Consider the following 23,778-nt stretch of genomic DNA (forward strand, 5'->3'; position numbering starts at 1 on the left):
GCTCTTTGGTTGTGGGCGCGGTAGCGCGGAAACGGGTGCAGGCTATATAGTCGCCGTGTCCGCACAAGCAATTGGAACGAATCTCCTGACCCAGCGCATCTATCTCGACCACGCCGCAACTTCGCCGATGCTGCCCCAGGCGCGCGAGGCGATGATCGAGGGGATGCTGCGCTGGGCCAACCCGTCCTCGCCCCATGCCGAGGGACGCGCGGCGCGCGCGGCGCTGGAGGATGCGCGGACGCGGATCAAGGCGACCCTGGGGTGGCAGGGGCATGTCATCTTCACCGGTGGGGCGAGCGAGGCGCTGGGCATCGCGATGCGGCTGGCCAAAGGCGGGCGGCGCTGGCGGTCGAGCGTCGAGCATGACGCGGTGCTGCGTGCGGCGCCGGACGCGGGCGTGCTCCCGGTGAATGGTGAGTGGGACGTCGATTTCGACGCGGTGCGCGATGCGCTGGCGGTTGGCGACCGGCCGGTGATCGCGATCCAGTGGGTCAATCCCGAGACGGGCAAGGTCCAGCCGATCGAGCGCTACGCCCCCATGATCGCCGAGGGCGGCGGGGTGATGGTGACCGATGCGTCGCAGCTCTGGGGCCTCAATCGCTTTCCGCGCGAGGGCGACCTGATCGTGCTGTCGGCGCATAAATTGGGCGGGCCGATCGGGGTGGGCGCGCTGCTGGTCGGCGATCTCGCGCTGCTGGAGGCTTCGGGCGGGCAGGAGTTCGGCTATCGCGGCGGGACCGAGAATTTGCCGGCCGTGCTGGGCTTTGCCGCGGCGGTGGAGGCATGGGGCGCGCGGCGAACCGCGATGCCCGATGCGGAACGGCATCACGAGATGATGGATTTGCATCGCACGCTCAAATCCTATGGGGCGCATCAGTTGATGGGATATGGCGAGTATGTCGGCAATATTCGCGCGCTGGCGATGCCGGGGCTGAGCGCCGCGGCGCAACTGGTGCGATTCGACCTCAAGGGGTTTGCGGTCTCGGCGGGGAGCGCCTGCGCATCGGGGACGCTGAAGCCGAGCCGGGTGTTGCAGGCGTTCGGGGTCGATCCGGATGTGGCGCGCCGAACGATCCGGGTGAGCATGGGGTGGAGCACCACCGCCGAGGAAATCCGCGCCTTTACCGATATGTGGATCGATATCGCCGCAGATGCCGGAGCGCGGGCGGCATGACCTATCTCGACTATCAGGCGACGACCCCGCTGGCGCCCGAGGCGCTGGCCGCGATGGCGCCGTGGATGACCGAGAATTTCGCCAATCCGCACTCGGCGCACGCGGCGGGGCGCAAGGCGAAGGCGGCCGTCGAGGTGGCGCGTGAGGCGGTGGCGGGGCTGATGCCGCGCGGGGGGATGGTGAGCTTTACCAGCGGGGCGACCGAGGCGCTGAACTGGGCGATCAAGGGAACGACCGGGCCGATCGTGACGATCGCGACCGAACATGCCGCGGTGCTGGATACGGTGGCGGCGGAGGCGCGGCGGGGGCGCGACGTGACGGTGCTGCCGGTCGGGCCGGAGGGGCTGATCGACCTCAATGCCGCGCGCGCGGCGATCCGGCCGGGCACCGGGCTGGTCGCGGCGATGCTGGTCAATAACGAGATCGGGGTGATCCAGCCGGTCGAAGCGATTGCCGAGCTGGCGAAGGCGGCAGGCGCGCTGATGCTGTGCGATGCGGTGCAGGGGTTCGGGCGCGAGATCGTGCCCGACGCGTGCGATCTGGTCGCGGTGTCGGCGCACAAGATCCATGGACCCAAGGGGATCGGCGCGCTGTGGGTGCGCGATGGGGTGGAACTGGAGCCGTTGCTGCACGGCGGCGGGCAGGAGCCGGGCGGGCGATCGGGGACGATGGCGCCGGCGCTGTGCGCCGGATTCGGCGCGGCGGCGGCGCTCGCCAAGCAGCGGTTCGGGGCGGATCGCGCCCATGCCGCTCAGCTGTTTCGCGCGGCGCATCGCGCGCTGGGCAGCGCGGGGTGGCAGCTCAACGGGTCGCTGGACGAGCGTTATCACGGCAATCTCAACATGCGGCGCGATGGGCTGGACGTCGCACGGCTGATGTCGGATCTTCGCGATATCGCTTTTTCGGCCGGTTCGGCCTGTGCGAGCGGGTCGGGGCGGCCGAGCCATGTGCTCAAGGCGCTGGGGCTGAGCGATGCGGAGGCGCGGTCGAGCATCCGGCTGGGATTCGGGCGTTATACCACCGAGGAGGAATTGTTGGCGGCAATCGAACGGATCGACGAAGCGGCGCGCGCCCAGGCGGTGATCGCGTGATCCGGGTGCGCTTCCTGACGCCCGAGGGGGATGTCGCAGTGGAGACCGAGGCGACGGAGGGCGACCGGCTGCTGGAACTGGGGCAGGCGAAGGGGATGCCGCTGGAGGGGACGTGCGAGGGGCAGATGGCCTGTTCCACCTGTCACGTCATTGTTGCGCCCGAGGATTTCGACCGGTTGCCGCGCCCGAGCGAGGAGGAAGAGGATATGCTCGACCTCGCCATCGGCGCGACGCGCACCAGCCGGCTGTCATGCCAGATCGTGCTGACCCCCGAGCTGGACGGGCTGACCGTCAGCCTGCCCCCCGAACATCGCAACATGCAGGGACGATGAACATGACGACTCGCCGCACCTTGATCGCGGGCGCCGCTGCGCTCGCCGCCACGCCCGCCTTTGCGCAGGGCAAGGGACCGTTCGACCGCATCCGCGCCGAGACCGGTGGGCGGCTGGGGGTGGCGGTGTATGACACTGGCACCGGGCGGCGCTATTTCGACGGGGCGGAGGCGCGTTTTGCGATGTGCTCGACCTTCAAAGTGCCGCTGGTTGCGGCGGTACTGGCGCGGGTGGACCGGGGCGAACTCGATCTTGCGCGCGAGATCCGGTTCAGTGCGGCGGACCTGTTGAGCTACGCGCCGGTGGTGAAGGAGAACCTTGCCAAGGGGGCGCTGTCGATCGAGGCGCTGTGCGAAGCCGCCGTGGTGATGAGCGACAACAGCGCCGCGAACCTGTTGTTCGGCCAGATCGCCGGGCCGCGCGGGCTGACCAAATTCATCCGCGAGGCGGGCGACACGATCACCCGGTCCGATCGCGACGAGCCCGAACTCAACAATGTGCGCGACGGCGAGGTGCGCGACACCACGACACCCGAGGCGATGCTGTGGCTGATGAACCGGTTGCTGCTGGGCGATATATTGTCGGCGGCGTCGCGCGCGAAGCTGATCGGCTGGATGGAGGCATCGCCGACGGGCAAGGACCGGCTGCGTGCGGGGCTGCCCAGGAGCTGGCGGGTGGGCGACAAGACCGGGACGAGCGGCGAGGGCTATTTCAACGACATCGCCATCGCGACGCCGCCGGGCCGCAAGCCGGTCCTGATCACCTGTTATCTCGACGCGCCGGGGCTGGACGCGGCGAAGGCGAATGCGGCGCATGCGAGGGTAGGAGAACTGGTGGGGGCGTTGTTCGGGTGAATTGACCCGATTCGGGTGAGGATAGGGCCCATCTGGTCGACAAGCAGATCGGCAGAACTGACATTTCGGTCATGACGACGCTGACAGTCTCCCTCCCCGACGATCTGCGCGAGGTGATCGAGGCGCGGGTCAAGGCGGGTATCTACAAGGATGTCGATAGTTATGTGCGTGGTCTGATCCGCGCGGATTTGACCGGCGACGATTGGCTGACGCCCGAGGTTGTCGCGGCGATCGAAGTAGGCGAGGCCAGCGGCTATGTCGCGTTCGATTACGAAGCGTTCAAGAAGGAAATGCGCGAGACGCATCTGAACGAGACGAGGTCGCAATTTCGCTCAGACTGATCGTGTCACGCCGCGCTCATCGCGATCTTGCGGGCATATGGCGGTATGGCGCGCGGGAATGGGGCCTCGAGCAGGCATTTGCCTATGCGGATCAGATCAACCGGGCGTTCGATCTGCTGAGGGAACGACCCAACATCGGCTCTGTGCGAGTCCAAGGTGGCGTCGAATATCGACGTTGGGTAGGAGGTCGTCACGCGATCCTGTTTCGGACGAGCGTTCGCAGTCTCCATATGGTCCGCATCCTCCATTCCGCAATGGACGAACGCCGTCACCTCGGCTGACCTTGCGTCCGGCGACCACTTCCCCCATATGCGCTGCGGGAGTCGGGCGGACGATGCCGTCGCCAACCCGGTCAGGTCCGGAAGGAAGCAGCCGTAACGATTTTCGTGTCGGGTCGTCCCGGCTCCCACCTTCCGGTGCTATCGGTGCGGACATGACTGATTCGCGCTATTCGCCGGTCAACGACCGAATCGCCACTTGGTTGTTCAAAGCGAATGTCATTGCGCTGATTGGTAGCGCTGCAACGGCAACGATCGGCGCAAGCATCGCGATGATTCCGTTGATCGAGCTGCTCTCAATCCCGCTATTTCCGTTCCCGACAGTGACCATTTATCTGGTTGCGATTACCTGCCTGTATCTTGTCATCGCGCTTCCGCTTGCGTGGATCGGATTTGACGGTGTTTGGGTCAGGCGCGGGGCATTTGCCGCTTCGGTTTTTCTCGCGTTGCTCACGGGCTGGGCGGTTCCGGACCATCTAAATCAACGTGCGGGTATCGGATCACGCACCGAAGCGACGCAGAGATATTGGCGTGCGATGTCTTTCGGATCGCCTCGACCTATTGCCTTGGTCGAAGTTGGTACGGGTTTCTTTGAGCCAAAATGCGACGCCGCCTGCCTGTCGCTGCTGGTGACCGGGCGGGCGCCGGAAGTGGTCATCGCGAGATCGCTAAGGCAGGTCGAGCGGGGGGAGACGGCGACCGGTATCGCGTTTCGTCTAGCCGGTGATTGGCAGCTCTGCTTGGCCCGCTTGCCGGATTATGCGGGGATAGTCAGGAGCTTCCCCGCTGATCGCCTAAGCAACTTTCTAGAATTTGGCTTGGATGTTTCGTTCGCGGCCGAATTGCCGCGCTGTCTGGAGCGGCGGCGGGTGCGATTTCACGTGGGAGCGCTTCCGACGCTTACCTACTGGCGCTCGGAACAGCCTGCATCCGAAAACACAGGCAAGGTTGGCTGGCAGCCGGAGTACGCCCGGCAGCAGATTTTTCAGCCTGACGGTTTGAGAACTGAACGAACATTCAGGGTCGGCTACCGATACGCCGCACCTGCACTAATTTTCCCCTATGGCGGAAATGCTGGCACCGGAGGCACATTCAGTCCGCGGTGGTGGACGGACAGGGTTGAGAACTATTCTGAACCGGGCATGGACCCTTGGTGGTCCATGTTTGCTGAGAGTGCAGCTATCGCGAGCGAGGCGATGAAACGCCTCGATGCCGTGGTTCCCGAACAGCGCTGTCGACGCCAGCCAGGACCGTGCGTTCTCGAGCCAGTCGGGTCCTGACGGGTGCGACGCCGTTCCGATGCGCAGCTTCTCCCGATGACGTGACCGGCCGGAGCCGCTAGGGTCTTCCGCAATGTCCGATTCACTCCTTGGCCTCGACGAACCCCCGCAGCCGCGCGACAGCGTGTATCGCGTGCTGGCGCGCAAATATCGGCCGCAGACCTTTGCCGAGCTGATCGGCCAGGATGCGATGGTGCAGACGCTGGGCAATGCGATCCGGCGCGACCGACTGGCGCATGCGTTTCTGCTGACCGGCGTGCGCGGGGTCGGCAAGACGTCGACCGCGCGGCTGATCGCCAAGGCATTGAACTGCATCGGCCCGGACGGGCAGGGCGGGCCGACGATCGACCCGTGCGGGGTGTGCGAGCCGTGCCGCGCGATCGCCGAGGGGCGGCACATCGACGTGATCGAGATGGACGCCGCCAGCCATACCGGCGTGGACGATGTGCGCGAGATCATCGATGCATCGCGCTATTCGGCGGTGAGCGCGCGGTACAAGATCTACATCATCGACGAAGTCCATATGCTGTCGAAGAACGCGTTCAACGCGCTTCTGAAGACGCTGGAAGAGCCGCCGGGGCATGTGAAATTCCTGTTCGCGACGACCGAGGTGCAGAAGGTGCCGGTGACGGTGCTGTCGCGCTGTCAGCGGTTCGATCTTCGGCGGATTCCGGCGGAAAAGCTCGCCGCGCATTTCGGCGAGGTGGTCGAGAAGGAAGGCGCGGAGGCGGAGCCCGAGGCGCTGGCGATGATCGCGCGGGCGGCCGAGGGATCGGCGCGCGATGGGCTGTCGATCCTGGATCAGGCGATCGCCCATGCCGGGATGGAAGGCGGGGCAGTCACTGCGGACGCGGTGCGCGACATGCTCGGCCTGTCGGACCGCAATGCGATCCGCGATCTGTTCGACCGGATCATCGCCGCCGATGCGCCGGGCGCGCTGGCGGGGCTGCGCGGGCAATATGATCTGGGCGTCGATCCGCAGGCGGTGCTGAAATCGCTGCTGGAGACGGTCCACCGCGTGACGCTGGCCAAGCTGGGCAATGAGGTGATCCCAGGGCAGGCCGAGGAGGAGCGTGCGGCGCTGGTCGAATGGGCCGCGAAGCTGGGCTTTCCGGCGCTGCACCGGCTGTGGCAGTTGCTGCTCAAGGGACATGACGAGGTGATCCGCGCGGCGCTGCCGATCGAGGCGTGCGAGATGGCGTTGCTGCGCGTCATCCATGCGTCGAGCCTGCCCGACCCGGGCGAGCTGGCGCGCAAGATCGCCGAGGGGGCGCCGATGGGTGGCCCCGCACCGGCCGCGACCCCGGCGGCGCCCGCCGAACCGCCCGCGCCGCGCAACATGGCCGAAGTGGTCGAGCGGCTGGTGGCGGCGCATGAGGAGCATCTCGCGGCGCGGGTTCGGAACCTTGTCCGCCCGATCCGGTTGGAGGAGCCGGTGGTCGAGGTCAGCAGTCAGGGCATTCCCGCTGACCTGGTCCATGACTTCGAAAGCGCGCTGCGGCGCGTGCTGGGCAAACGCTGGTCGCTGCGCGTCACCGATGCGCCCGGCCAGCCGACGCTGAACGAGGAGCGGGCGGCACAGGAGGCGGCGGAGCGCGATGCGGTGCTCAAGTCGCCGGTGGTTGCCGCCGCGCTCGAAGCCTTTCCCGACGCCGAGCTGATCGGCTGGACTCGCGACAACAGGAGGTTTGGGTGAAAAGTATCGAAGACATCATGGCGATGGCGCAGAACGTCCAGAACGAGCTGACCAAGGCGCAGGCCAATCTCGACACGATCGAGGTCGAGGGCGCGGCGGGCGGCGGGCTGGTCAAGGTCAAGGCGAGCGCCAAGGGCCGGATCATCGGCGTCGATATCGACGAGTCGCTGCTGGCGCCGTCGGAAAAGCAGATGCTGGAGGATCTGGTCGCCGCTGCGCTCAACGATGCGCGGGCCAAGGCGGATGCCGCGGCACAGAGTGAGATGTCGAAACTTTCCAGTGGTATCCCGCTTCCGCCGGGCTTCAAGCTGCCGTTCTGAGAATCGATTTGTGGCGGCACCGGCCCGCTCGCCGGTGGGGGAGCGGGCCGGTGCTGTACGCTTATCAGACGCATCTGAACATTTCACAACGGGAACAATCATCGCCCCGTCGCCGTTCTGTCGCGCATCGATATTCGAAACGGAGATGCGATATGACCGACGACCGGAGCGAGACGACCCGCGTCGATACGCCGACCCACACGACCACGGTGGTCGAGCGCCGCAGCGGCGGGGGCGGGCTGATCCTGGGAATCATCGCGCTGGTGATCGTCGTGGTCGGCGCCTTTTACTTCCTCAGCAACAATTCGGAGACGCGCAAGGACGCGGCGATTACCGAGGCTGCCGAAGCCGTCGGTGACACGGCGGAAAAGGCGGGTGACGCGATCGACAAGGCGGTCCCGGCGGACAAGGAGTGAGGCTCAGTTCCCCTCCCGCTTGCGGGGGGGACAGGGAAGGGGTTCATGCCCCCATTTGCCCTGAGGTTGTCGAAGCGCGTTTTCCAACAACTGTGGGGCTTCGACCCTTCGACAAGCTCAGGGCGAACGGGCGTTGGTCAAAACGTCCCGCAAATTGATTCAGCGCACGCACGCATCGAGGCCGTCACGCTGGACGACGCCGATCCGCGCGGCGATCGAATTGCCGTAGCGGCGGGTGAAGCCCGTCGGCGCAATTCCCGCCCGTTTCTTGGGCAGGGGCAGGACGGCGGCGATCCGTGCCGCTTCGCTGCGGGTGAGGTTTCCCGCGCCCTTCTTGAAATAGCGCCGCGCACCCGCTTCGACGCCATAGGTGCCGATGCCGGTTTCCGCGACGTTCAGATAGACTTCCATGATCCGCTTCTTGCCCCAGATCGCTTCGATCAGGACGGTGAACCACGCCTCCAGCCCCTTGCGGAAATAGCCGCCACCCTGCCAGAGGAACACGTTCTTCGCGACCTGCTGGCTGATCGTCGATCCGCCGCGCAGTACCTTTCCGCCCCGCGCATTGCGGACCATCGCGGCGGCGATCGAATCATAGTCGAAGCCCGAATGACTGCAGAAGCTGCTGTCCTCTGCGGCGATGGCGGCGCGGGCCATGTCGGCATCGATCCGGTCGATCGGCACCCATTTCTTGGTAACGCCATGTCCCGAAAAGACGTCGCCCAGCATCGTCAACGTGATCGGCGGCGGCACGAAGCGGTAGAGGGTGACCATCGCCACCGAGATGAGGACGAAGGCGAGTGCGCCCCTGAACAGCCAGCCGATGAGACGGCGACCGAGCGGCTTGCGGGGCGTTTTGGGCTTCACGGGCTGAATGCCGATTCCGTCGAGATGGTCGAGATCGGGGAGCGGACGCGCGCCGAGCGGCGTCGGGCGGGGCACGGCGCCCGGCTCCGGCGCGCCGACACGGTCGTTACGATCGTCCATCAGCCCCCCGGCTGCGCCCGCGCCTGACGATCAGGTCGCGGGGAGCAGGCGGCGGTCGCCCGCCAGCCGCATCATCGCCTTTTGCAGCTTTTCGAAGGCGCGCACCTCGATCTGGCGGACGCGTTCGCGGCTGACGCCATAGACCTGGCTGAGTTCTTCCAGCGTCTTGGGGTCATCGGTCAGGCGGCGTTCGGTGAGGATGTGCTGCTCGCGATCGTTGAGCTCGTCCATCGCCTCGACCAGCAGCGAGTGGCGGACATCCGCTTCCTGCGCCTCGGCCACGACTTCGTCCTGAAGCGCGCCGTCGTCCTGCAGCCAATCCTGCCACTGGCTCTCGCCATCCTCGCGCACGGGGACGTTGAGCGAGGTATCGCCGCCCATCGCCATGCGACGGTTCATGCTGATGACCTCATCCTCGGTCACGCCGAGATCGGTCGCGATCTTGGCGACATCCTCGGGCTTCAGATCGCCGTCCTCGAACGCGTCGAGCTTTGCCTTCATCCGGCGGAGGTTGAAGAACAGCTTCTTCTGCGCGGCGGTGGTGCCCATCTTCACGAGGCTCCACGAGCGCAGGATGAATTCCTGGATCGAGGCGCGGATCCACCACATCGCATAGGTGGCGAGGCGGAAGCCGCGATCGGGCTCGAACTTCTTCACGCCCTGCATCAGGCCGATATTGCCTTCGCTGATCAGTTCGCTGACCGGCAGGCCATAGCCGCGATAGCCCATCGCGATCTTCGCCACGAGGCGCAGGTGCGAGGTGACCAGCTGCGCGGCCGCTTCGGGGTCGCCATGCTCCTGAAAGCGCTTCGCGAGCATATATTCCTGCTCGGGCGCGAGGATCGGAAACTTCTTGATCTCCGCCAGATAGCGGTTGAGGCTTGCCTCACCGCCCAGTGCCGGGATCGTCGCCGGGACATTGCTTCCGCGGGCCATGGTCACTTACTCCCTTTCTATGGCGTCCCCCCATTATAGGCGAGGAAGCCGGTCGACCCTCTGCACGACGGGTCAATGATCCTATACGATGAGGTTAGTCATCAGTTCCTGCATGTCCGCAGGGATTTCGCTATCGAACGCCAAAGCGTTACTACTGATCGGATGAATGAACCCCAGTCGGGCCGCGTGCAAGGCCTGACGCCGGAAACCCATGGTTTCCAGAACCTCCCGATGTTCCTTTTTAGTTCTACCGTAAACCGGGTCGCCGAGCAAGGGGTGGCCGATCGATGCCATGTGCACGCGTACCTGATGCGTGCGCCCGGTTTCGAGACGGCATTCCACCAGCGCGGCCTCGTAGAGTGGCTTCACCAGCGTCCAGTGCGTGACCGCGCGTTTCCCACCCGGCTGGACGGCGATCTTCTTGCGGTTTTGCGGCGAGCGCGCAAGCGGCGCGTCGACGCTTCCGGCTGACAGTTTCGGTCGACCCGAGACGATCGCCTTATAGCGCCGGTCGATCGAATGATCCTTGAACTGGCGGGCGAGGCCGACATGCGCGCGATCGGTCTTGGCCGCGACCATCAGCCCCGACGTGTCCTTGTCGATGCGGTGGACGATACCCGGGCGCGCGACACCGCCGATGCCCGACAGGCTGCCCTGGCAATGATGGAGCAGCGCGTTGACCAGCGTACCGTCGAAATTGCCTGCTGCGGGGTGGACGACCAGCCCCGCCTGTTTGTCGATGACGATCAGATGTTCATCCTCGAACACCACGTTGAGCGCGATATCCTGTGCCTCGTTATGCGCGGGTTCGGGTTCGGGGACGTTGAGCGTGAACAGTGCGCCGCCGGGCGCCTTTTTCTTGGGATCGCGGATCAGGCCGTCGGGACCGGTGACGTTGCCGGTGGAGATCAGCGCCTTGATCCGCTCACGCGACAGCGTGGGGAGCGCATCCGCCAAAGCCCGGTCGAGTCGCCAGCCATCCGCTGCATCCGCGATCCGCGCTTCGACTGTGGCTACCCCCCGGTTCATTGCGCTAGGGAAATGGGCATGGGATTGCGGATTTCAAGCTGTGTTATCGCACTAATCCAGCAGGCGGCGGCAGAGGCCGCACCGCTGGAGGCGTGCGGGCTGTTGTTCGGGGATGGGGCAATCGCGCGCGCCAGCGTCGCGGCCAATGTCGCCGCCGATCCGACCTGTCGGTTCGAGATCGATCCGGGCGCGCTGATCGCGGCGTTGCGGGCCGAGCGCGAGGGCGGGGAACGGGTGATCGGATATTGGCATTCGCACCCCTCGGGCGACGCCATGCCATCGGCGACCGACGCGGCGATGGCTGCCCCGGACGGGAAGCTGTGGCTGATCGCGGCGGGCGGCGCGGTCACCGTCTGGCGGGCGGGGACCGCCGGTCTGCACGGACGGTTCGAGCGGGTCATGGAAATTGAGGTAGTGTCGCAGTTTGAATTTTGACGCCAGCCGTTGTCGCTTTCCGGCCCGCATCCCTATATGCTTAGCGGAAAGCATGGAGGCGAATGTGAGCGAACGATCTGATCGGTTCGTACGGGCGTGGGTTAGCGACAACGTGCATAACATTCCAGGGTTGGATGATTACCAGCTTCACTGCGAAGAGTTGGCTGAAAAGCTGAAGGATGCTGCGCAAGCGAGGGGAATCATGCCGGACGAGTTGGCCGAGAGCATTGGCGATTCCTATGACTTCATGATCAACGAGTACGAGCAAATCCGAGACCCAGATTTGGGTTTCAAGGATGGGCGGGACTGATGCCTAAAGGCCCCCGTGGAGAGAAGCGCCCCGCCGACGCTATCGGACTTGCGGTGATGATCGGGAAGATCGCGACCGGGGAGATAGAGGACGAGCGCGAAACGCTGTCCAGCGCGGCGGCTGAGCTTGGCCGCGCGGGCGGGAAGAAACGTGCGGAGAACATGACGCCGGAGCGGCGCGCGGAGATCGCGCGCGCAGCGGCAGCAAAACGGTGGTCCAAATCCTCCGGTTGACAAAACGGCGTATTTTTCATATTCCGTTGCGCAGGAGAGGGTGCAACCGGAGAAACGCTAATGACGCCCGCCGAAGCTTTCCTCAGAGACCAGATTCCGCTCGCACAACGGGCGGTCATCCCGACGACGCTCAAGACTGCCTACTCGGCGGCGGCGCGGGTCATCCAGGCTGAGCCCATTTTGAATGTGGCCTCGGCGCAAGACGGGCGCGGGCGCTTTGTGCAATGGGCCGTCGATCTGGCGTTTGAAAAGCTCGTGTCCAGCGGACAATGGGCCAATGGCTATGAATGGCGACCGTTTGACAAGCCGACAGGCCGCTATCTGGAAATTCACTTTTCGCATTCAAGACTGACCATAAGCCAAGTTGCTAATCCGAAGCAGCAACCGCGCAACGTCGGCTTTCGCGCGAATCTCCGCATCAGCAACAAGATGCCGTCCTTGTTTCCTGAGGAGCCGAAACCCAACGCCGAGGGAATGCCGCATATACTTCTGATGCATGGGCATCAGGATTTGAATTTCGCCCATTTGGCCATCCCGAGCGCGAACAACATTTTCGGGTTTCAGCATCGCTCGACCAATTTGATGAATATCGCTCACCTTGCGCCCCAAGAGGAAGTTCCGATGGAACAGACTGACTACGATGTAGTCATGGAGCTTAAGGAAGAAATCGATAAGTGGCGCCGAGATAACAACCTTGGATAACGTAGTACAATTTCCAGCCGCTCGTTCCACCGCGGGCGGGCGGCTTCTTATTCCGGCGCGACTTCGCGACGCGCGAAAAGTATTGCGCCTATCCCAAGAAGAGCTTGGCGAAAAAGTGGGCGTCACGCGCCAAGCAATATCTGCATTCGAAAGAGGGTCGCGCTCGCCGGAGCCCGCGACGTTCGCGGCTTTGGCAGCGGCGTTGGACCAGCCGCTCGGCTTTTTCACGTCGGAAGACGCACCGACGTTTGGCGATTTCTCGACCCGCTTCTATCGGAAGTTCGGCCCTGAAACGATCCGCAGGCAGGAAGCCTGCGACACCTATTCGATGTGGTTCACGCAAGTTGCCCGCCATTTTGACGCGCTGGTGAATTATCCCGCCGTCAATGTGCCGGAATATGATCCCGCCGATTTTGGCGAGGACGGAATCGACGAAATTGCGGAAAAGGTCAGGGCCGATTGGGGGTTGGGGCTTGGCCCAATTTCTAACGTGATGGCCCTTTTGGAATCCAATGGAATCATCGCGTGCAAGTACGAAATGTCGGGCGAGAGCGTCGAGGCTTTTTCCTTCTGGAACGGGACGCGACCGTTCATTTTCATGGCGTCCGAAAAGGATGCTGGCGTGCGCTCTCGTTTCGATTTGGCCCACGAGCTGGGGCACCTAGTGATGCATCGGCACATCGAGCAGTCAGAGATTGCCGATAAGGCGACGCTCAAGGAAATTGAGCGCCAGGCCGACCGGTTTGCGGGTGCGTTTCTTCTTCCTAAACACTCCTTTCCCAATGAAGTGTTCAGCCCCCGGCTTGATGCGTTTGTAGAGTTGAAGCGCCGCTGGAAAGTATCGATCGGGGCGATGGTTTATCGCTGTTCCGACTTGGGAATTTTCGATGAGAACCAAATCCTGAATCTTCGGAAGCAGATTTCGTTTCGGAAGTGGCGAACCAAAGAGCCGCTGGATGATCCCCGTATCATCCCGGTTGAGAGCCCCCGCCTTCTGGCGAAAGCCTTTGGCCTCGTTGCCGAGAACGACCGCATGAAGATCGACGTTCTTTTGCAGACGCTGCAGATCAGCCCATCGTTCATCGCAGCAATGTGCAACCTGCCTTTGGACGTTTTCAAACGAGACGAACCGCCGCCGAGACAGCCAACTCTAAAGTGACATTATGCTTGACGCTAAGCATAAAAGTTCATACGCAATGCGTATGAACAAGCTCTCTCTCGCCAAGCGCACTCAAATCCTCGCCATGCTTTGCGAGGGATCGTCCATGCGTTCGATCAGCCGCATTGCGGACGTGTCGATCAACACGGTGTCCAAGCTGCTGGTGGAGGCCGGGGAAGCCTGCCTCGCGATCCATGACGAGCATGTGCGGAACGTGAAGGCGAGCCGCGTGCAGTGCGATGAAATCTGGTCGTTCTGCTACGCCAAGGAAAAGACCGCCAAGGCGCTCAAGGACAAGCCGGAAGGCGCGGGCGACGTGTGGACCTGGACCGCTCTGGACGCTGATACCAAGCTGATCGTGTCCTACTATGTCGGGGATCGTTCGAGCGGCGCAGCTATCGAGCTGATGGACGATCTACGCGACCGCCTCGCCAACCGCGTGCAGCTGACCACGGACGGGCACCGCGCCTATCTGGAGGCTGTGGAAGGCGCGTTCGGCGGCGACGTGGATTACGCCCAGCTCGTGAAGCTCTACGGCCCCACGGTTAGCGCTCCGGGCCGCTACAGCCCCGCTGAGTGCATCGGCGCCAAGAAGGTCCGCCGCGAGGGTCTCCCCGATGAAGCGCATATCTCGACCAGCTACGTTGAGCGCCAGAACCTCAACATGCGGATGGGAATGCGCCGGTTCACCCGGCTCACGAACGCTTTCAGCAAGAAGCTAGAGAACCACATTCACGCGCTGGCGCTCTACTTCGTGTTCTACAATTTCGTTCGCATCCATAAGACGCTGCGTATGTCGCCCGCCATGGCAGCGGGGATCACTGATCGCCTGTGGTCGCTAGAGGACGTCGTCGCAAAGATGGACGAAATGGCACCGGCTCCGAAGGCTCGCGGGCCCTACAAGAAGCGGATTACGCAGGGTTGAGGCGAAGGCCTAATACCTCAATCATGCGATATGCCGACTCTAGACAGGGGAGAGACGCCAAGACGCGAATGCCAGAACCTGAGGCCTCTTCGCTTGCTTCGTATAGATAAAGGCCGCTACGATCTTCAGCTAATCCATTGTCGGCCAAGGTGCGCTTCGACAATTCGGACAGATAAACTTGCGTGCCTGTTGGCGTCGTCCCGACAACTAGGAACTCATCCATGGCTCGTGCTCCCGCTCCCCGCGCCCAACCCCGGCTTTCAGCGTCGCAACTCGCGGATTATCTCGTTGCTCCGACGCCCGTAGGCCAGATGGGGATTCTCCGGCAAGCGAAAAATCCCGGGCCAAATCGGCCACTTATCATCCAATACCAGCTGCGCTATGATCGCCGCAGTATGGCCGGTGGTCTAGAGAAGCCCGGGAACGGGAGTAGGCGCCATGACCAGCTACAAATATGAAACCGTCAGCGCGTTCGAAGGCAACGAGAAGTTTCTCTCGGTAGCGCGCCGCCGAGGTTTGAGGGGCTTCACGGTCTCCGAGATGACCTCAAAGTGGGCCGGGTGGGGCTGGGAGATTATGTCGATCACCGAAACGGAATCTGAATACGAGGATGGCGCTTCGTGGCGCCGCTACTCCATATCCATGCGGAAGCCGCTGTAGCCGCCGCTAAATTGAAACTGAGACACTACCGAAATTGACACTGGCTTGACACTATCGCGCTGAATCCCGGCTTCCTGGGTCCGCCCGCGTACTGAAGCGTGGGGTGGCGAGTCGCGCATCGACCAGCTTATGTCGTGACCCCCGGCCTGTAGGAAAGTTCTTTCTGGCCCCGCGAGTCAGCCGCCCCCGGAACGTTTCGGCTCCGGCCCGGTTATACCCTTGAACCATAAGGGGAATACACATGCTCTGGACGATCGCCGTCATTCTGCTGATCCTGTGGCTGCTGGGCTTTTCGCTCAACGTCGCGGGGGGGCTGATCCACCTCATCCTGGTCGTCGCGCTGATCGTCGTGGTCGTGCAGTTCCTGAGGGGACGGCGCGGGGTATGACCCGGGGGCGGCGGGTCAGTGCCCGCCGCCCTTCGCCATTGCCGTGACCGCCGCGAGCGCAGCCTCGAAGCGACCTTCCGCCTCCGCATTGCGGAGGAATTTGACGTTTTCCACCAGCACTTCCTTTGGCGTCGGCTGTTGACCGAGTAGTGCCATCACCTCGTCTGCGAACGAATCGAGCGGCTGGTAGCCCGTCCGCGTCCGCTGTCCCGGTGTCAGGTCGGTCTGCACCGCCGGTGGGGCAAGCTCGGTCACCTCGACCTGTCCGGCCAGCGCATCGCGGAGCGAGATCGTGTAGCTGTGCAGCGCCGCCTTGGTCGCGTTGTACGTCGCCGTGGTCACCAGCGGTACGAAGGCGAGGCCGGACGTGACGTTGACGATTGCCGCGTGCGGCTGGCCCTTGAGATGACCGACCAGCGCGTTGGTGAGGCGGATCGGGCCGAGCAGGTTGGTGGTGATCGTCGCCTCCGCGTCCGATAGGTCGCGGCGGGCCGACAGATCCTCGAACCGCATGATCCCGGCATTATTGATGACGATATTGAGCGTGGGATGCGCGGCGATCAGGTCGGCTGCGAAGCGCTCGATCGCGTCTGCGCTGTCGATGTCGAGCGTCATGGCGTGCATGTTCGCGCGACCAGCGGTGGCGGCGTCCAGCGTTTCGCGGCGGCGGCCGGCGACGATGACGGTGTTGCCCGCATCGTGCAGGCGGTGGGCGAGCGCCTCGCCAATGCCCGATCCGCCACCGGTGATGAGGATGGTGTTTCCGGTCTGCTTCATCTGCGTCTCCTGGGTTGGTGACACGAATCTAAGCAACTGCTATCCAATCGAAAGAAGGCACCAGAAAGATTTATACTTACCCGAAAGAGAGCGTGGGCATGGGGAATGGCGAGTGGCATAATGCGGACCCGCGCGTCGATGCTCTGGTCTATGACCTGATCGGTGCGGTCGCGGACAAATGGACGATGATCGTGCTGGAGACGCTCGACGAGCGCGGTGAGATGCGCTTCACCGAGATTTCCCGGGCGATACCCGATATCAGCCAGAAGATGCTGACCCAGACGCTGCGGCGGATGGAGCGCGACGGGTTCGTGACGCGCAAGGTTCACGCGGTGGTGCCGCCGCGGGTGGATTATCGGTTGACGCCGCTCGGCGAGAGCCTGGGCGAGGCGTTTTGCGGGGTGTGGATCTGGGCCGAGGCGCATCTGGACAAAGTGGCAAAGGCGCGGGAGGCGTTCGACGGGCGCGCGTGAGGCTCGGGGTTCGCGCATGGCGCGGAGGCGCTTTCATCCTGGTGGGACAGACCCTAAATGAACGCCATGGCCGACGCGAACCACGATCCTGAACTTGTCGCGTCGCCGCTCACTTCACCGCTCTCCGTCCCGATATTTCGCCGGGTGTGGCTGGCGAGCATGGGATCGAATTTCGGCGGGCTGATCCAGTCGGTCGGCGCATCGTGGATGATGATCCAGCTGGGCGCGCCGCCGCAGATGGTGGCGCTCGTCTCGGCATCGATCACGCTGCCGATCATGCTGCTGGCGCTGTGGGCCGGGGCGGTTGCGGACAATCTCGACCGGCGCAAGGTGATGCTGGCGGCGCAGGGCTTCATGCTGCTGGTGTCGCTGACGCTGTCGGTCTGTGCCTGGGCGGGGGTGCTGACGCCGTGGCTGCTGCTCGGTTTCACCTTCCTGATCGGGTGCGGGGTCGCGGTGAACGGGCCGGCCTGGCAGGCGTCGGTCGGCGAGATGGTGCCGCGCGCGGTGCTGCCCCAGGCGGTGGCGTATAACAGCATGGGGTTCAACATCGCCCGCAGCCTGGGCCCGGCGATCGGCGGCGCGATCGTCGCGGCGGCGGGCGCGGCGGCTGCGTTCGCGATCAATGCGGTGAGCTATCTGGGGCTGATCGCGGTGCTGGCGCGCTGGCGCCCGGCCGTTCCGGAACGCGTGCTGCCGCGCGAGCGGATCGGCATGGCGATGGCGGCGGGGGTGCGCTACGTGTTGCTCTCGCCCAATATTCTCGCGGTGCTGCTGCGCGCGGGGCTGTTCGGCCTGTCGGCGAGCGCGGTCACCGCACTGATGCCGCTGATCGCGCGCGACCTGATCGGGGGCGGGCCGCTGATCTATGGCCTGTTGCTGGGCGGGTTCGGCGTGGGCGCCGTGAGCGGTGCGCTGCTCAGCGGGCGGCTGCGCCAGCGGATGAGCAACGAGGCGCTGGTGCGGATGGCATCGCTCGGCATTGCGCTGGGTGCGGGCGTGGCGGCGGTGAGCGGATCGCTGTTCCTGACGCTGCCGGTGCTGGCGCTGGCCGGCGCCGGATGGGTGCTCGCGCTGTCGAGCTTCAACGTGACGGTGCAGCTGTCGACCCCGCGCTGGGTGGTCGGACGCGCGCTGGCGCTGTACCAGATGACGGCGTTCGGGGGCATGGCGGGGGGAAGCTGGCTGTTCGGCTGGCTGACCGATCATCATGGCGTCGCGGTCGCGCTGCTGGTCGCGGCGGGGGCGCAGCTGCTGAGCGCCCTTGCCGGCCTGCTGGTGCCGCTGCCGCGGATCGAGGAGGTCGATCTCGACCCGCGCGGGACGTGGCACGAGCCCGATACGCAGGTGCCGGTCGAGGCGCGCAGCGGGCCGGTGGTGGTGACGATCGACTATCGTATCGACCCTGCCGATATCCCGAGCTTCCTGCGCGTGATGAGCGAGCGGCGGCGGATCCGCGAGCGCGACGGGGCGCGCGGATGGTCGCTGCTGCGCGATCTGGCCGACCCGATGCTGTGGATCGAGCGCTATCATGTGCCGACCTGGCTGGATTATGTGCGGCACAATCAGCGGCGGACCAATGCCGATACCGCGAACAGCGAGGGGATTGCGGCGCTGCACCGCGGGCCGGAGCCGCCGCGCGTGCATCGCATGATCGAGCGGTCGACGGGGGCGCTGCCGGGCATTCGCCTGCCATCGGCGCGCGAGCTGGCGGATCCGCTGACCGATCCGGCGCGGTCGGCTTAGGTCGATTGCATTTGCGTTGAAGCCCCGGCTGTTCCCCTGCGAACGCAGGGGCAAGGATCGCAGACGATGGACTACGCGCCCTGGGCCCCTGCTTTCGCAGGGGAACGGTCCGGATGCGGTCAGCCCTCGCTAGAATCGATACGGCACCGGCGCGCGTTCGTCGGGGTCGATGCGCAGCTCTCCGGCGGCGGGCGGGAAGGCGCGCTGGTCGCAGTCGCGGCGGGGGCAGATGCGGCAGCTGGTGCCGATCGGCGTGGCGATGCCGCCGGGGCGCAGCGCATCGGCATAGACGAAGCCGGGGGCATGGACCTCCTCGCATCCCAGGGCGACAGCGTAGCGGCGCGGGGGGCGGTCGTAGCTGGCGGACGGCTTCACCAGCCCCTTGGCCATCATCACATAGCGCGCGCCATCGGGCATTTCGGCGAGCTGGGTGAGGATGCGGTCGGGGATCGCCACCGCCTCATGCACCAGCCACAGGGGGCAGGCACCGCCGAAGCGCGCGAATTCGAGCGGGGTGGCCGAATGCCGCTTGGTGATGTTGCCCGCCATGTCGACGCGGCAGAAGAAGAAGGGGATGCCCTGCGCGCCCGGGCGCTGAAGCGTGGAGAGGCGGTGACAGGCCTGTTCGAAGCTGGCGCCGAAGCGCTGGCGCAGTCGGTCGATATCGTGGCGGAGGTCAAGCGCGGCGTCGCGATAGCGGGTGTATGGCATCAGCAGCGCCCCGGCGGCGTAATTGGCGAGACCGAGCGAGAGCAATTCGCGCGCGGCGGGGGAGGTCAGGCCGCTATCGGCGCTTACCGCGTGCATCTCGTTGCGGAATTCCAGCAGCGCGAGGCGGTGGGCGAGGAGGAAGGCGCGGCTTTCGGGCGAGATGACGCTGGCGAGGATCAGCCGGCGATTGTCGGCATCGAAACGCGACAAGCGGGTATCGTCGTCGCGCGCTTCATCGATCGAGATGCCGTGCCAGCCGCGCAATCGGTCCTCGATCGCGCGGGGGTGGTCGAAATTCTCGGCCAGCGCCTCGGCCGCGCGATCGATCGGGTCGATATAATTGCCTTCCGCCTGAAACCAGTCGCGCACTTCCTCCCAGGGCAGCGCGCCGCCGCTGCCGGTGCCGCTTTCGATCTTGTCGTCGAGCACGCGCAGTTGCGCCTGGCTGCGCCGCCAGGCGTCGTGCAGCGCGACCATGCGGCGGGCGAGGGCGGGATGCTTTTCCACCCCGCGCTGCACGGCGGCTTCGTCGAGCGGGTCGGCGGCGATGCTGCTGTCCGTCCCAGCGTCGATCGCACGGACGAGTTCGGCGGTGCCGTCGTCGCTGTCGACATCGCGCCAGTGATCGGGAAATTCGCGGGTGAGCGCGATCAGCACCGGGGGCGTGAGCGGGCGCTCCTCATTCTCGATCTGCGAGAGATAGCTGACCGAGACGCCGAGTCGGGTCGCCATCGCCGCCTGGGGCAGAGCGAGGCGCTTGCGCAGGTCGCGGACGCGGGAACCGGCGAAGATGCGGCGGCGGTGCATCGCCGCATCATATCCGCAGATAGGATCGACGCAACTTCGCAACATTGCATTTGCATGAGCGCACGTGTCCTGTGAAGGCACGCGGCTGAGGAGAAATGCATGTCTTCGACGATCGAGGAACTCGAACGGCGGCGCGCCGCGGCCCGGCTGGGCGGCGGACAGAAGCGGATCGATGTGCAGCACGCCAAGGGCAAGCTGACCGCGCGCGAGCGGCTGGAGGTGCTGCTCGACGAGGGATCGTTCGAAGAGCTGGACATGTATGTCGAGCATAACTGCGTCGATTTCGGGATGCCGGAGCAGGTGGTGCCGGGCGACGGTGTGGTCACCGGTTCGGGTACGATCAACGGGCGGCTGGTGTTCGTGTTCAGCCAGGATTTTACCGTGTTCGGTGGGTCGTTGTCGGAGCGGCACGCGCAGAAGATCTGCAAGATCATGGACATGGCGATGAAGGTCGGCGCGCCGGTCATCGGCCTGAACGACAGCGGCGGCGCGCGCATTCAGGAGGGCGTCGCCTCGCTCGCCGGCTATGCCGAGGTGTTCCAGCGCAACGTGCTGGCCAGCGGCGTAGTGCCGCAGATTTCGCTGATTATGGGCCCCTGCGCAGGCGGGGCCGTCTATTCTCCCGCGATGACCGACTTCATCTTCATGGTGAAGGATTCATCGTACATGTTCGTCACCGGCCCGGATGTAGTGAAGACCGTTACCAACGAGATCGTCACGCAGGAGGAACTGGGCGGAGCTGTGACGCATACCACGAAGTCGGGCGTTGCCGATGTGGCGTTCGAGAATGATATCGAGGCGCTGCTCGCGGCGCGCGACTTCGTGGACTTCTTACCAGCCAGCAATCGCGAGCCCGTGCCCGAGCGGCCGTGCAGCGACCCGTGGGATCGCATCGAGGACAGCCTCGACACGCTGATCCCGCCGAGCGCGAACCAGCCGTACGACATGCACGAGCTGATCCGCAAAACGGTCGACGAGGGCGATTTCTTCGAGGTGCAGCCGACCCATGCGGCCAACATCATCATCGGGTTCGGGCGGATCGAGGGGCGCACCGTCGGCATCGTCGCCAACCAGCCGATGGTGCTGGCGGGCGTGCTTGACATCAATTCGTCGAAGAAAGCGGCGCGGTTCGTGCGCTTCTGCGACGCGTTCGAGATTCCGATCGTGACGTTCGTCGACGTGCCCGGGTTTCTGCCGGGTGTCGGTCAGGAGCATTCGGGCATTATCAAGCATGGCGCGAAACTGCTGTTCGCCTATGCCGAGGCGACGGTGCCGAAGATCACGGTGATTACGCGCAAGGCCTATGGCGGGGCGTATGACGTGATGGCGTCAAAGCATCTGCGTGGCGATCTGAACTATGCTTGGCCAACCGCCGAGATCGCGGTGATGGGCGCGAAGGGGGCGGTCGAGATCATCTTTCGCGGGCGCACGCCGGAGGAGATCGCGGAGCGGACTGCGGAGTATGAGGCGCGGTTCGCCAACCCGTTCGTCGCGGCGAGCAAGGGGTTTGTGGACGAGGTGATCATGCCGCATTCGACGCGGCGGCGGATCGCGCTGGGACTGCGGAAGCTGCGGGGGAAGAGCCTGGAGAATCCGTGGAAGAAGCATGATAATATTCCGCTGTGACCGATAGAACGGGTCGCCCTCTTTGGCTTGGTCACGGCGCTGATGCTGTACGCGACGAAGCTGCACATCGACCAGCAGCGCCGCGGCGAATTTCGGGGTCGCGCTTGGCCATTTTAGGTTGTGACCAATCGCGTGCGCTCCCCACGCCGCTTCGCAATTCTGAAGGTCATGCTTGGAGCGCTGTTCATCGCAGCTTGGATCGGATGGATTTTTCTGTTTCGAGCGATGCTGGGAGAATGACGTGAAGCGCGACCGTCTCAACCACATTGGCATCTCGCTTGCGGGCTCGCTTATGTTGCTCGCCGGATGCCAGCAGGCATCCGAGAGCGGCAACACGACCGCGCCGACCCCATCCGCGACCCCGACTGCAACCGGCGTCCGCGCCTTGCCCGAGACTGAGCAGCTCAAGCTCGCCTTTCGCGCCGCCTATGGCCAGGACGACGCGGCGCAGGTCCGGGAGGGCGATTCCGACGTCATCACTGTGAAACCGGGCCGGTTGGTGTGGATCGGCGAAACCGCGGCGCTGCTGAGCCCCGGCGCGAACGCGTCCGATTGCCATGCCTGTTCGGGCGCGCTGGCGATCGCCTATCTGAAGCCGCGGGGCGACGGGTTCGCGGTAACCGGAAAGTGGCCCACACTGGTGAGCGGGTCGGGCTGGGGCGCGGAGCCGGAATGGCGGCTGACCGATGAGTTTACGGACAATCCCGCCATCTACGTCGAGAGCGGATGGTCGGGGCAGGGCTATTCGTGCGGCGGTGCGTCGATTACCGAATTGAAGCCCGACGCGCCCGTGCAATCGGAGCGCATCTGGCTGTCCAGTTCGAACGAAGGCGCGGTCGATGAGACGAGCGGCAAGACCTTTGGCGGCGAGCCGCTGAGCAAGCTGGACGGCAAGATCGTCGACATCGTCAAGGGCAAGTCGTTCGCGGTGCAGGTGAGTGGCACGGCGACGTTCGTCGAGCGCTATGAATATCGCGGCGGGAAGTTCGTGCCGCTCCAGAAGGAGTCGCGGCTGTCGTGCTGAACCCGAAAAACCGGACGCTTCGGCCGAAGCGGTGTCGCAAGGTCCGGCTTGCGGGCGCTGCCCACAAATATTACAATGTCATTGTAATGTGAAGGAGGGTGCGATGCAGACCGAGCGTGTGACATTTCTGACGTCCGCCGAGCAGAAGGCGGCGCTGGATGCGTTTGCAGCCAGCAACGGTATGTCGGTTGGGCATGTCGTTCGCGAGGCGGCCAGCCAGTATATCGGGCAGCCTACGGCGGAGGAACAGGCCGAACTGGCGATGCTGATCGAGCAGGCGAACGAAGCGATCCCCAAGATGCGTGCTTCGCTGGACAATATGATCGAGACGATGGATCGCACGCATCGCAAGGTCGATGCGTTTCTCCGCGACGCGGGCATTCGCAAATGAGCATGTTCGGCGACGCCGTAACCGCCATCCGGCAGGTGATCCTGATGCAGTCGCGCATCGATCAGCTCGATCAGCGCATGACTCGTATGGCTTCCGATATGGAGGGGCTGACCGACGCCCTGGCCAACATGCGCGACCGGGTGAGCAGGCTGGAGGGCATTATCGAGGGTGCGGCGATGGCATCCGGGCGCGTCGCACCACCCAGGATCGACGGATGAAACTCGGCCGCCTCAACCATATCGGCGTCGCGACGCCCAGCATCGCGGACAGCATCGCCTTCTATCGCGATGTGATGGGTGCGGAGACGGTGCATATGCCGTTCGACCTGCCCGATCAGGGGGTGAAGGTGTGCTTCGTCGATACCCCGAACACACAGATCGAGCTGATCGAGCCGCTGGGCGAGGACTCGCCGATCCACGGCTTTTTGGCGAAGAACCCGGCGGGGGGGCAGCATCATCTGTGCTACGAGGTGCCCGACATTCACGAAGCCAAGGCGTGGTTCGAGGCGAAGGGCGCGCGGGTGCTGGGCGAGCCGCGGATCGGGGCGCATGGGACGCTGATCTTCTTTGTCCATCCGCGCGACATGGGCGGGGTGCTGACCGAGATTATGGAGTCGCCGCGCGATGAACTGCATTGACGGTCTTGTGCTCCCGCGAAAGCAGGAGCCCAGGGTGGCG

At 64.6% G+C, this 23,778-nt stretch carries 30 protein-coding genes and 1 other RNA gene; 26 read left to right on the forward strand and 5 right to left on the reverse strand.

Annotated features, from left to right (window positions below):
• Window positions 1-55 precede the first annotated feature (55 nt).
• The 11 genes from FPZ54_RS01330 to FPZ54_RS01375 all read left to right on the forward strand — a co-directional run bounded on the left by FPZ54_RS01330 (window position 56) and on the right by FPZ54_RS01375 (window position 7,782).
• Window positions 56-1,174 carry a cysteine desulfurase family protein gene (locus tag FPZ54_RS01330; RefSeq protein ID WP_277872307.1) on the forward strand — a complete coding sequence of 373 codons (1,119 nt, stop codon included), beginning with the start codon at window positions 56-58 and terminating at the stop codon, window positions 1,172-1,174.
• On the forward strand, window positions 1,171-2,265 hold the full coding sequence (locus FPZ54_RS01335; RefSeq protein ID WP_145844415.1) for a cysteine desulfurase family protein: 1,095 nt from the start codon (window positions 1,171-1,173) through the stop codon (window positions 2,263-2,265). The genes FPZ54_RS01330 and FPZ54_RS01335 overlap by 4 nt, the downstream gene beginning before the upstream one ends.
• Window positions 2,265-2,597: a 2Fe-2S iron-sulfur cluster-binding protein gene (locus FPZ54_RS01340; RefSeq protein ID WP_422396578.1), complete on the forward strand. Its 333-nt coding sequence runs from the start codon at window positions 2,265-2,267 to the stop codon at window positions 2,595-2,597. Before FPZ54_RS01335 ends, FPZ54_RS01340 begins: the two co-directional genes overlap by 1 nt.
• Complete coding sequence (bla, locus tag FPZ54_RS01345; RefSeq protein ID WP_186456866.1) at window positions 2,594-3,451, forward strand: class A beta-lactamase; 858 nt, start codon at window positions 2,594-2,596, stop codon at window positions 3,449-3,451. Before FPZ54_RS01340 ends, bla begins: the two co-directional genes overlap by 4 nt.
• Before the next feature lie 71 nt (window positions 3,452-3,522).
• Window positions 3,523-3,792 (forward strand): ribbon-helix-helix domain-containing protein, encoded by a 270-nt coding sequence (locus FPZ54_RS19695; RefSeq protein WP_186456867.1) that lies wholly within the window; start codon window positions 3,523-3,525, stop codon window positions 3,790-3,792.
• A gap of 2 nt (window positions 3,793-3,794) precedes the next feature.
• Entirely contained in the window at window positions 3,795-4,073 is a 279-nt protein-coding gene (locus FPZ54_RS20425) for a type II toxin-antitoxin system RelE/ParE family toxin (protein WP_186456868.1), read from the forward strand.
• A 34-nt stretch (window positions 4,074-4,107) separates the two neighbouring features.
• Window positions 4,108-4,206, forward strand: an RNA gene (gene ffs / locus FPZ54_RS01355) — signal recognition particle sRNA small type.
• 19 nt (window positions 4,207-4,225) lie between these two features.
• Window positions 4,226-5,350 (forward strand): hypothetical protein, encoded by a 1,125-nt coding sequence (locus FPZ54_RS01360; protein WP_145844419.1) that lies wholly within the window; start codon window positions 4,226-4,228, stop codon window positions 5,348-5,350.
• A 73-nt stretch (window positions 5,351-5,423) separates the two neighbouring features.
• Complete coding sequence (locus tag FPZ54_RS01365) at window positions 5,424-7,046, forward strand: DNA polymerase III subunit gamma/tau (protein ID WP_145844420.1); 1,623 nt, start codon at window positions 5,424-5,426, stop codon at window positions 7,044-7,046.
• A complete protein-coding gene (locus FPZ54_RS01370) occupies window positions 7,043-7,366 on the forward strand; it encodes a YbaB/EbfC family nucleoid-associated protein (protein ID WP_145844422.1) in 324 nt (107 codons plus the stop codon). Before FPZ54_RS01365 ends, FPZ54_RS01370 begins: the two co-directional genes overlap by 4 nt.
• A gap of 152 nt (window positions 7,367-7,518) precedes the next feature.
• Complete coding sequence (locus FPZ54_RS01375; RefSeq protein ID WP_145844423.1) at window positions 7,519-7,782, forward strand: hypothetical protein; 264 nt, start codon at window positions 7,519-7,521, stop codon at window positions 7,780-7,782.
• Window positions 7,783-7,941: 159 nt separating this feature from the next.
• On the opposite strand, the gene mtgA is transcribed toward FPZ54_RS01375, so the two are convergent.
• From mtgA to FPZ54_RS01390, 3 genes are all read right to left on the reverse strand, one after another.
• Entirely contained in the window at window positions 7,942-8,769 is an 828-nt protein-coding gene (gene mtgA / locus FPZ54_RS01380; protein ID WP_145844425.1) for a monofunctional biosynthetic peptidoglycan transglycosylase, read from the reverse strand.
• 30 nt (window positions 8,770-8,799) lie between these two features.
• On the reverse strand, window positions 8,800-9,705 hold the full coding sequence (gene rpoH, locus FPZ54_RS01385) for an RNA polymerase sigma factor RpoH (RefSeq protein ID WP_145844427.1): 906 nt from the start codon (window positions 9,703-9,705) through the stop codon (window positions 8,800-8,802).
• Window positions 9,706-9,786: 81 nt separating this feature from the next.
• Window positions 9,787-10,734: an RluA family pseudouridine synthase gene (locus tag FPZ54_RS01390; protein ID WP_145844428.1), complete on the reverse strand. Its 948-nt coding sequence runs from the start codon at window positions 10,732-10,734 to the stop codon at window positions 9,787-9,789.
• Window positions 10,735-10,752: 18 nt separating this feature from the next.
• On the opposite strand from FPZ54_RS01390, the gene FPZ54_RS01395 reads away from it, so the two are divergent.
• The 8 genes from FPZ54_RS01395 to FPZ54_RS01430 all read left to right on the forward strand — a co-directional run bounded on the left by FPZ54_RS01395 (window position 10,753) and on the right by FPZ54_RS01430 (window position 15,546).
• Window positions 10,753-11,169, forward strand: a complete 417-nt coding sequence (locus FPZ54_RS01395) for a M67 family metallopeptidase (protein ID WP_145844429.1) — start codon at window positions 10,753-10,755, stop codon at window positions 11,167-11,169.
• Window positions 11,170-11,233: 64 nt separating this feature from the next.
• Window positions 11,234-11,479: a DUF768 domain-containing protein gene (locus FPZ54_RS01400; RefSeq protein WP_186456869.1), complete on the forward strand. Its 246-nt coding sequence runs from the start codon at window positions 11,234-11,236 to the stop codon at window positions 11,477-11,479.
• Complete coding sequence (locus FPZ54_RS01405) at window positions 11,479-11,712, forward strand: RNA-binding protein (RefSeq protein WP_145844432.1); 234 nt, start codon at window positions 11,479-11,481, stop codon at window positions 11,710-11,712. The genes FPZ54_RS01400 and FPZ54_RS01405 overlap by 1 nt, the downstream gene beginning before the upstream one ends.
• A 60-nt stretch (window positions 11,713-11,772) precedes the next feature.
• Window positions 11,773-12,414: a hypothetical protein gene (locus FPZ54_RS01410; RefSeq protein WP_145844433.1), complete on the forward strand. Its 642-nt coding sequence runs from the start codon at window positions 11,773-11,775 to the stop codon at window positions 12,412-12,414.
• A complete protein-coding gene (locus FPZ54_RS01415) occupies window positions 12,407-13,573 on the forward strand; it encodes a helix-turn-helix domain-containing protein (RefSeq protein ID WP_145844434.1) in 1,167 nt (388 codons plus the stop codon). The genes FPZ54_RS01410 and FPZ54_RS01415 overlap by 8 nt, the downstream gene beginning before the upstream one ends.
• Window positions 13,574-13,616: 43 nt before the next feature.
• Window positions 13,617-14,498 carry an IS1 family transposase gene (locus FPZ54_RS01420; protein ID WP_222428367.1) on the forward strand — a complete coding sequence of 294 codons (882 nt, stop codon included), beginning with the start codon at window positions 13,617-13,619 and terminating at the stop codon, window positions 14,496-14,498.
• Between the two features lie 438 nt (window positions 14,499-14,936).
• Window positions 14,937-15,158 (forward strand): hypothetical protein, encoded by a 222-nt coding sequence (locus FPZ54_RS01425; protein ID WP_145844437.1) that lies wholly within the window; start codon window positions 14,937-14,939, stop codon window positions 15,156-15,158.
• Between the two features lie 241 nt (window positions 15,159-15,399).
• Entirely contained in the window at window positions 15,400-15,546 is a 147-nt protein-coding gene (locus FPZ54_RS01430) for a lmo0937 family membrane protein (protein ID WP_145844438.1), read from the forward strand.
• Window positions 15,547-15,561: 15 nt separating this feature from the next.
• Here FPZ54_RS01430 and FPZ54_RS01435 read toward each other — a convergent pair whose 3' ends face one another.
• Complete coding sequence (locus FPZ54_RS01435) at window positions 15,562-16,323, reverse strand: SDR family oxidoreductase (RefSeq protein WP_145844439.1); 762 nt, start codon at window positions 16,321-16,323, stop codon at window positions 15,562-15,564.
• Window positions 16,324-16,421: 98 nt separating this feature from the next.
• Here FPZ54_RS01435 and FPZ54_RS01440 point away from each other — a divergent pair, with 98 nt between their 5' ends.
• Together FPZ54_RS01440 and FPZ54_RS01445 are read left to right on the forward strand one after the other, a co-directional pair.
• Window positions 16,422-16,796, forward strand: a complete 375-nt coding sequence (locus FPZ54_RS01440; RefSeq protein ID WP_145844441.1) for a winged helix-turn-helix transcriptional regulator — start codon at window positions 16,422-16,424, stop codon at window positions 16,794-16,796.
• 57 nt (window positions 16,797-16,853) lie between these two features.
• The gene (locus FPZ54_RS01445) at window positions 16,854-18,542 is read left to right on the forward strand and encodes an MFS transporter (RefSeq protein ID WP_145844443.1); all 1,689 of its coding nucleotides are present in this window, start codon (window positions 16,854-16,856) and stop codon (window positions 18,540-18,542) included.
• Between the two features lie 129 nt (window positions 18,543-18,671).
• Here FPZ54_RS01445 and FPZ54_RS01450 read toward each other — a convergent pair whose 3' ends face one another.
• Entirely contained in the window at window positions 18,672-20,060 is a 1,389-nt protein-coding gene (locus FPZ54_RS01450; protein WP_145844445.1) for a helix-turn-helix domain-containing protein, read from the reverse strand.
• 99 nt (window positions 20,061-20,159) lie between these two features.
• Here FPZ54_RS01450 and FPZ54_RS01455 point away from each other — a divergent pair, with 99 nt between their 5' ends.
• The 5 genes from FPZ54_RS01455 to mce all read left to right on the forward strand — a co-directional run bounded on the left by FPZ54_RS01455 (window position 20,160) and on the right by mce (window position 23,738).
• Window positions 20,160-21,686, forward strand: coding sequence for an acyl-CoA carboxylase subunit beta (locus FPZ54_RS01455; protein WP_145844447.1), 1,527 nt, complete (start codon window positions 20,160-20,162; stop codon window positions 21,684-21,686).
• 241 nt (window positions 21,687-21,927) lie between these two features.
• Window positions 21,928-22,710, forward strand: coding sequence for a hypothetical protein (locus tag FPZ54_RS01460; RefSeq protein ID WP_145844450.1), 783 nt, complete (start codon window positions 21,928-21,930; stop codon window positions 22,708-22,710).
• Between the two features lie 103 nt (window positions 22,711-22,813).
• A complete protein-coding gene (locus tag FPZ54_RS01465) occupies window positions 22,814-23,101 on the forward strand; it encodes a hypothetical protein (RefSeq protein WP_145844452.1) in 288 nt (95 codons plus the stop codon).
• On the forward strand, window positions 23,098-23,319 hold the full coding sequence (locus FPZ54_RS01470; RefSeq protein WP_145844454.1) for a hypothetical protein: 222 nt from the start codon (window positions 23,098-23,100) through the stop codon (window positions 23,317-23,319). Before FPZ54_RS01465 ends, FPZ54_RS01470 begins: the two co-directional genes overlap by 4 nt.
• Window positions 23,316-23,738 (forward strand): methylmalonyl-CoA epimerase, encoded by a 423-nt coding sequence (gene mce, locus FPZ54_RS01475; RefSeq protein ID WP_145844456.1) that lies wholly within the window; start codon window positions 23,316-23,318, stop codon window positions 23,736-23,738. The genes FPZ54_RS01470 and mce overlap by 4 nt, the downstream gene beginning before the upstream one ends.
• The last annotated feature ends 40 nt before the right edge of the window (window positions 23,739-23,778 follow it).

Origin of the sequence: Sphingomonas suaedae (assembly GCF_007833215.1) — a bacterium.
GTDB lineage: Bacteria > Pseudomonadota > Alphaproteobacteria > Sphingomonadales > Sphingomonadaceae > Sphingomonas > Sphingomonas suaedae.

Bases quoted from the DNA above. Each gene is read 5' to 3' on its own strand.
- FPZ54_RS01465 (WP_145844452.1), top strand. From the start codon at position 22,814: ATGCAGACCGAGCGTGTGACATTTCTGACGTCCGCCGAGCAGAAGGCG.
- bla (WP_186456866.1), top strand. From the start codon at position 2,594: ATGAACATGACGACTCGCCGCACCTTGATCGCGGGCGCCGCTGCGCTC.
- FPZ54_RS19695 (WP_186456867.1), top strand. From the start codon at position 3,523: ATGACGACGCTGACAGTCTCCCTCCCCGACGATCTGCGCGAGGTGATC.
- FPZ54_RS01435 (WP_145844439.1), bottom strand. From the start codon at position 16,323: ATGAAGCAGACCGGAAACACCATCCTCATCACCGGTGGCGGATCGGGC.
- FPZ54_RS01365 (WP_145844420.1), top strand. From the start codon at position 5,424: ATGTCCGATTCACTCCTTGGCCTCGACGAACCCCCGCAGCCGCGCGAC.
- FPZ54_RS01425 (WP_145844437.1), top strand. From the start codon at position 14,937: ATGACCAGCTACAAATATGAAACCGTCAGCGCGTTCGAAGGCAACGAG.
- FPZ54_RS01440 (WP_145844441.1), top strand. From the start codon at position 16,422: ATGGGGAATGGCGAGTGGCATAATGCGGACCCGCGCGTCGATGCTCTG.
- FPZ54_RS01430 (WP_145844438.1), top strand. From the start codon at position 15,400: ATGCTCTGGACGATCGCCGTCATTCTGCTGATCCTGTGGCTGCTGGGC.
- FPZ54_RS01405 (WP_145844432.1), top strand. From the start codon at position 11,479: ATGCCTAAAGGCCCCCGTGGAGAGAAGCGCCCCGCCGACGCTATCGGA.
- rpoH (WP_145844427.1), bottom strand. From the start codon at position 9,705: ATGGCCCGCGGAAGCAATGTCCCGGCGACGATCCCGGCACTGGGCGGT.
- FPZ54_RS01420 (WP_222428367.1), top strand. From the start codon at position 13,617: ATGAACAAGCTCTCTCTCGCCAAGCGCACTCAAATCCTCGCCATGCTT.
- FPZ54_RS01445 (WP_145844443.1), top strand. From the start codon at position 16,854: ATGAACGCCATGGCCGACGCGAACCACGATCCTGAACTTGTCGCGTCG.
- FPZ54_RS01375 (WP_145844423.1), top strand. From the start codon at position 7,519: ATGACCGACGACCGGAGCGAGACGACCCGCGTCGATACGCCGACCCAC.
- FPZ54_RS01335 (WP_145844415.1), top strand. From the start codon at position 1,171: ATGACCTATCTCGACTATCAGGCGACGACCCCGCTGGCGCCCGAGGCG.
- FPZ54_RS01395 (WP_145844429.1), top strand. From the start codon at position 10,753: ATGGGATTGCGGATTTCAAGCTGTGTTATCGCACTAATCCAGCAGGCG.
- FPZ54_RS01360 (WP_145844419.1), top strand. From the start codon at position 4,226: ATGACTGATTCGCGCTATTCGCCGGTCAACGACCGAATCGCCACTTGG.
- mce (WP_145844456.1), top strand. From the start codon at position 23,316: ATGAAACTCGGCCGCCTCAACCATATCGGCGTCGCGACGCCCAGCATC.
- FPZ54_RS01390 (WP_145844428.1), bottom strand. From the start codon at position 10,734: ATGAACCGGGGGGTAGCCACAGTCGAAGCGCGGATCGCGGATGCAGCG.
- mtgA (WP_145844425.1), bottom strand. From the start codon at position 8,769: ATGGACGATCGTAACGACCGTGTCGGCGCGCCGGAGCCGGGCGCCGTG.
- FPZ54_RS01410 (WP_145844433.1), top strand. From the start codon at position 11,773: ATGACGCCCGCCGAAGCTTTCCTCAGAGACCAGATTCCGCTCGCACAA.
- FPZ54_RS01455 (WP_145844447.1), top strand. From the start codon at position 20,160: ATGTCTTCGACGATCGAGGAACTCGAACGGCGGCGCGCCGCGGCCCGG.
- FPZ54_RS01470 (WP_145844454.1), top strand. From the start codon at position 23,098: ATGAGCATGTTCGGCGACGCCGTAACCGCCATCCGGCAGGTGATCCTG.
- FPZ54_RS01450 (WP_145844445.1), bottom strand. From the start codon at position 20,060: ATGCACCGCCGCCGCATCTTCGCCGGTTCCCGCGTCCGCGACCTGCGC.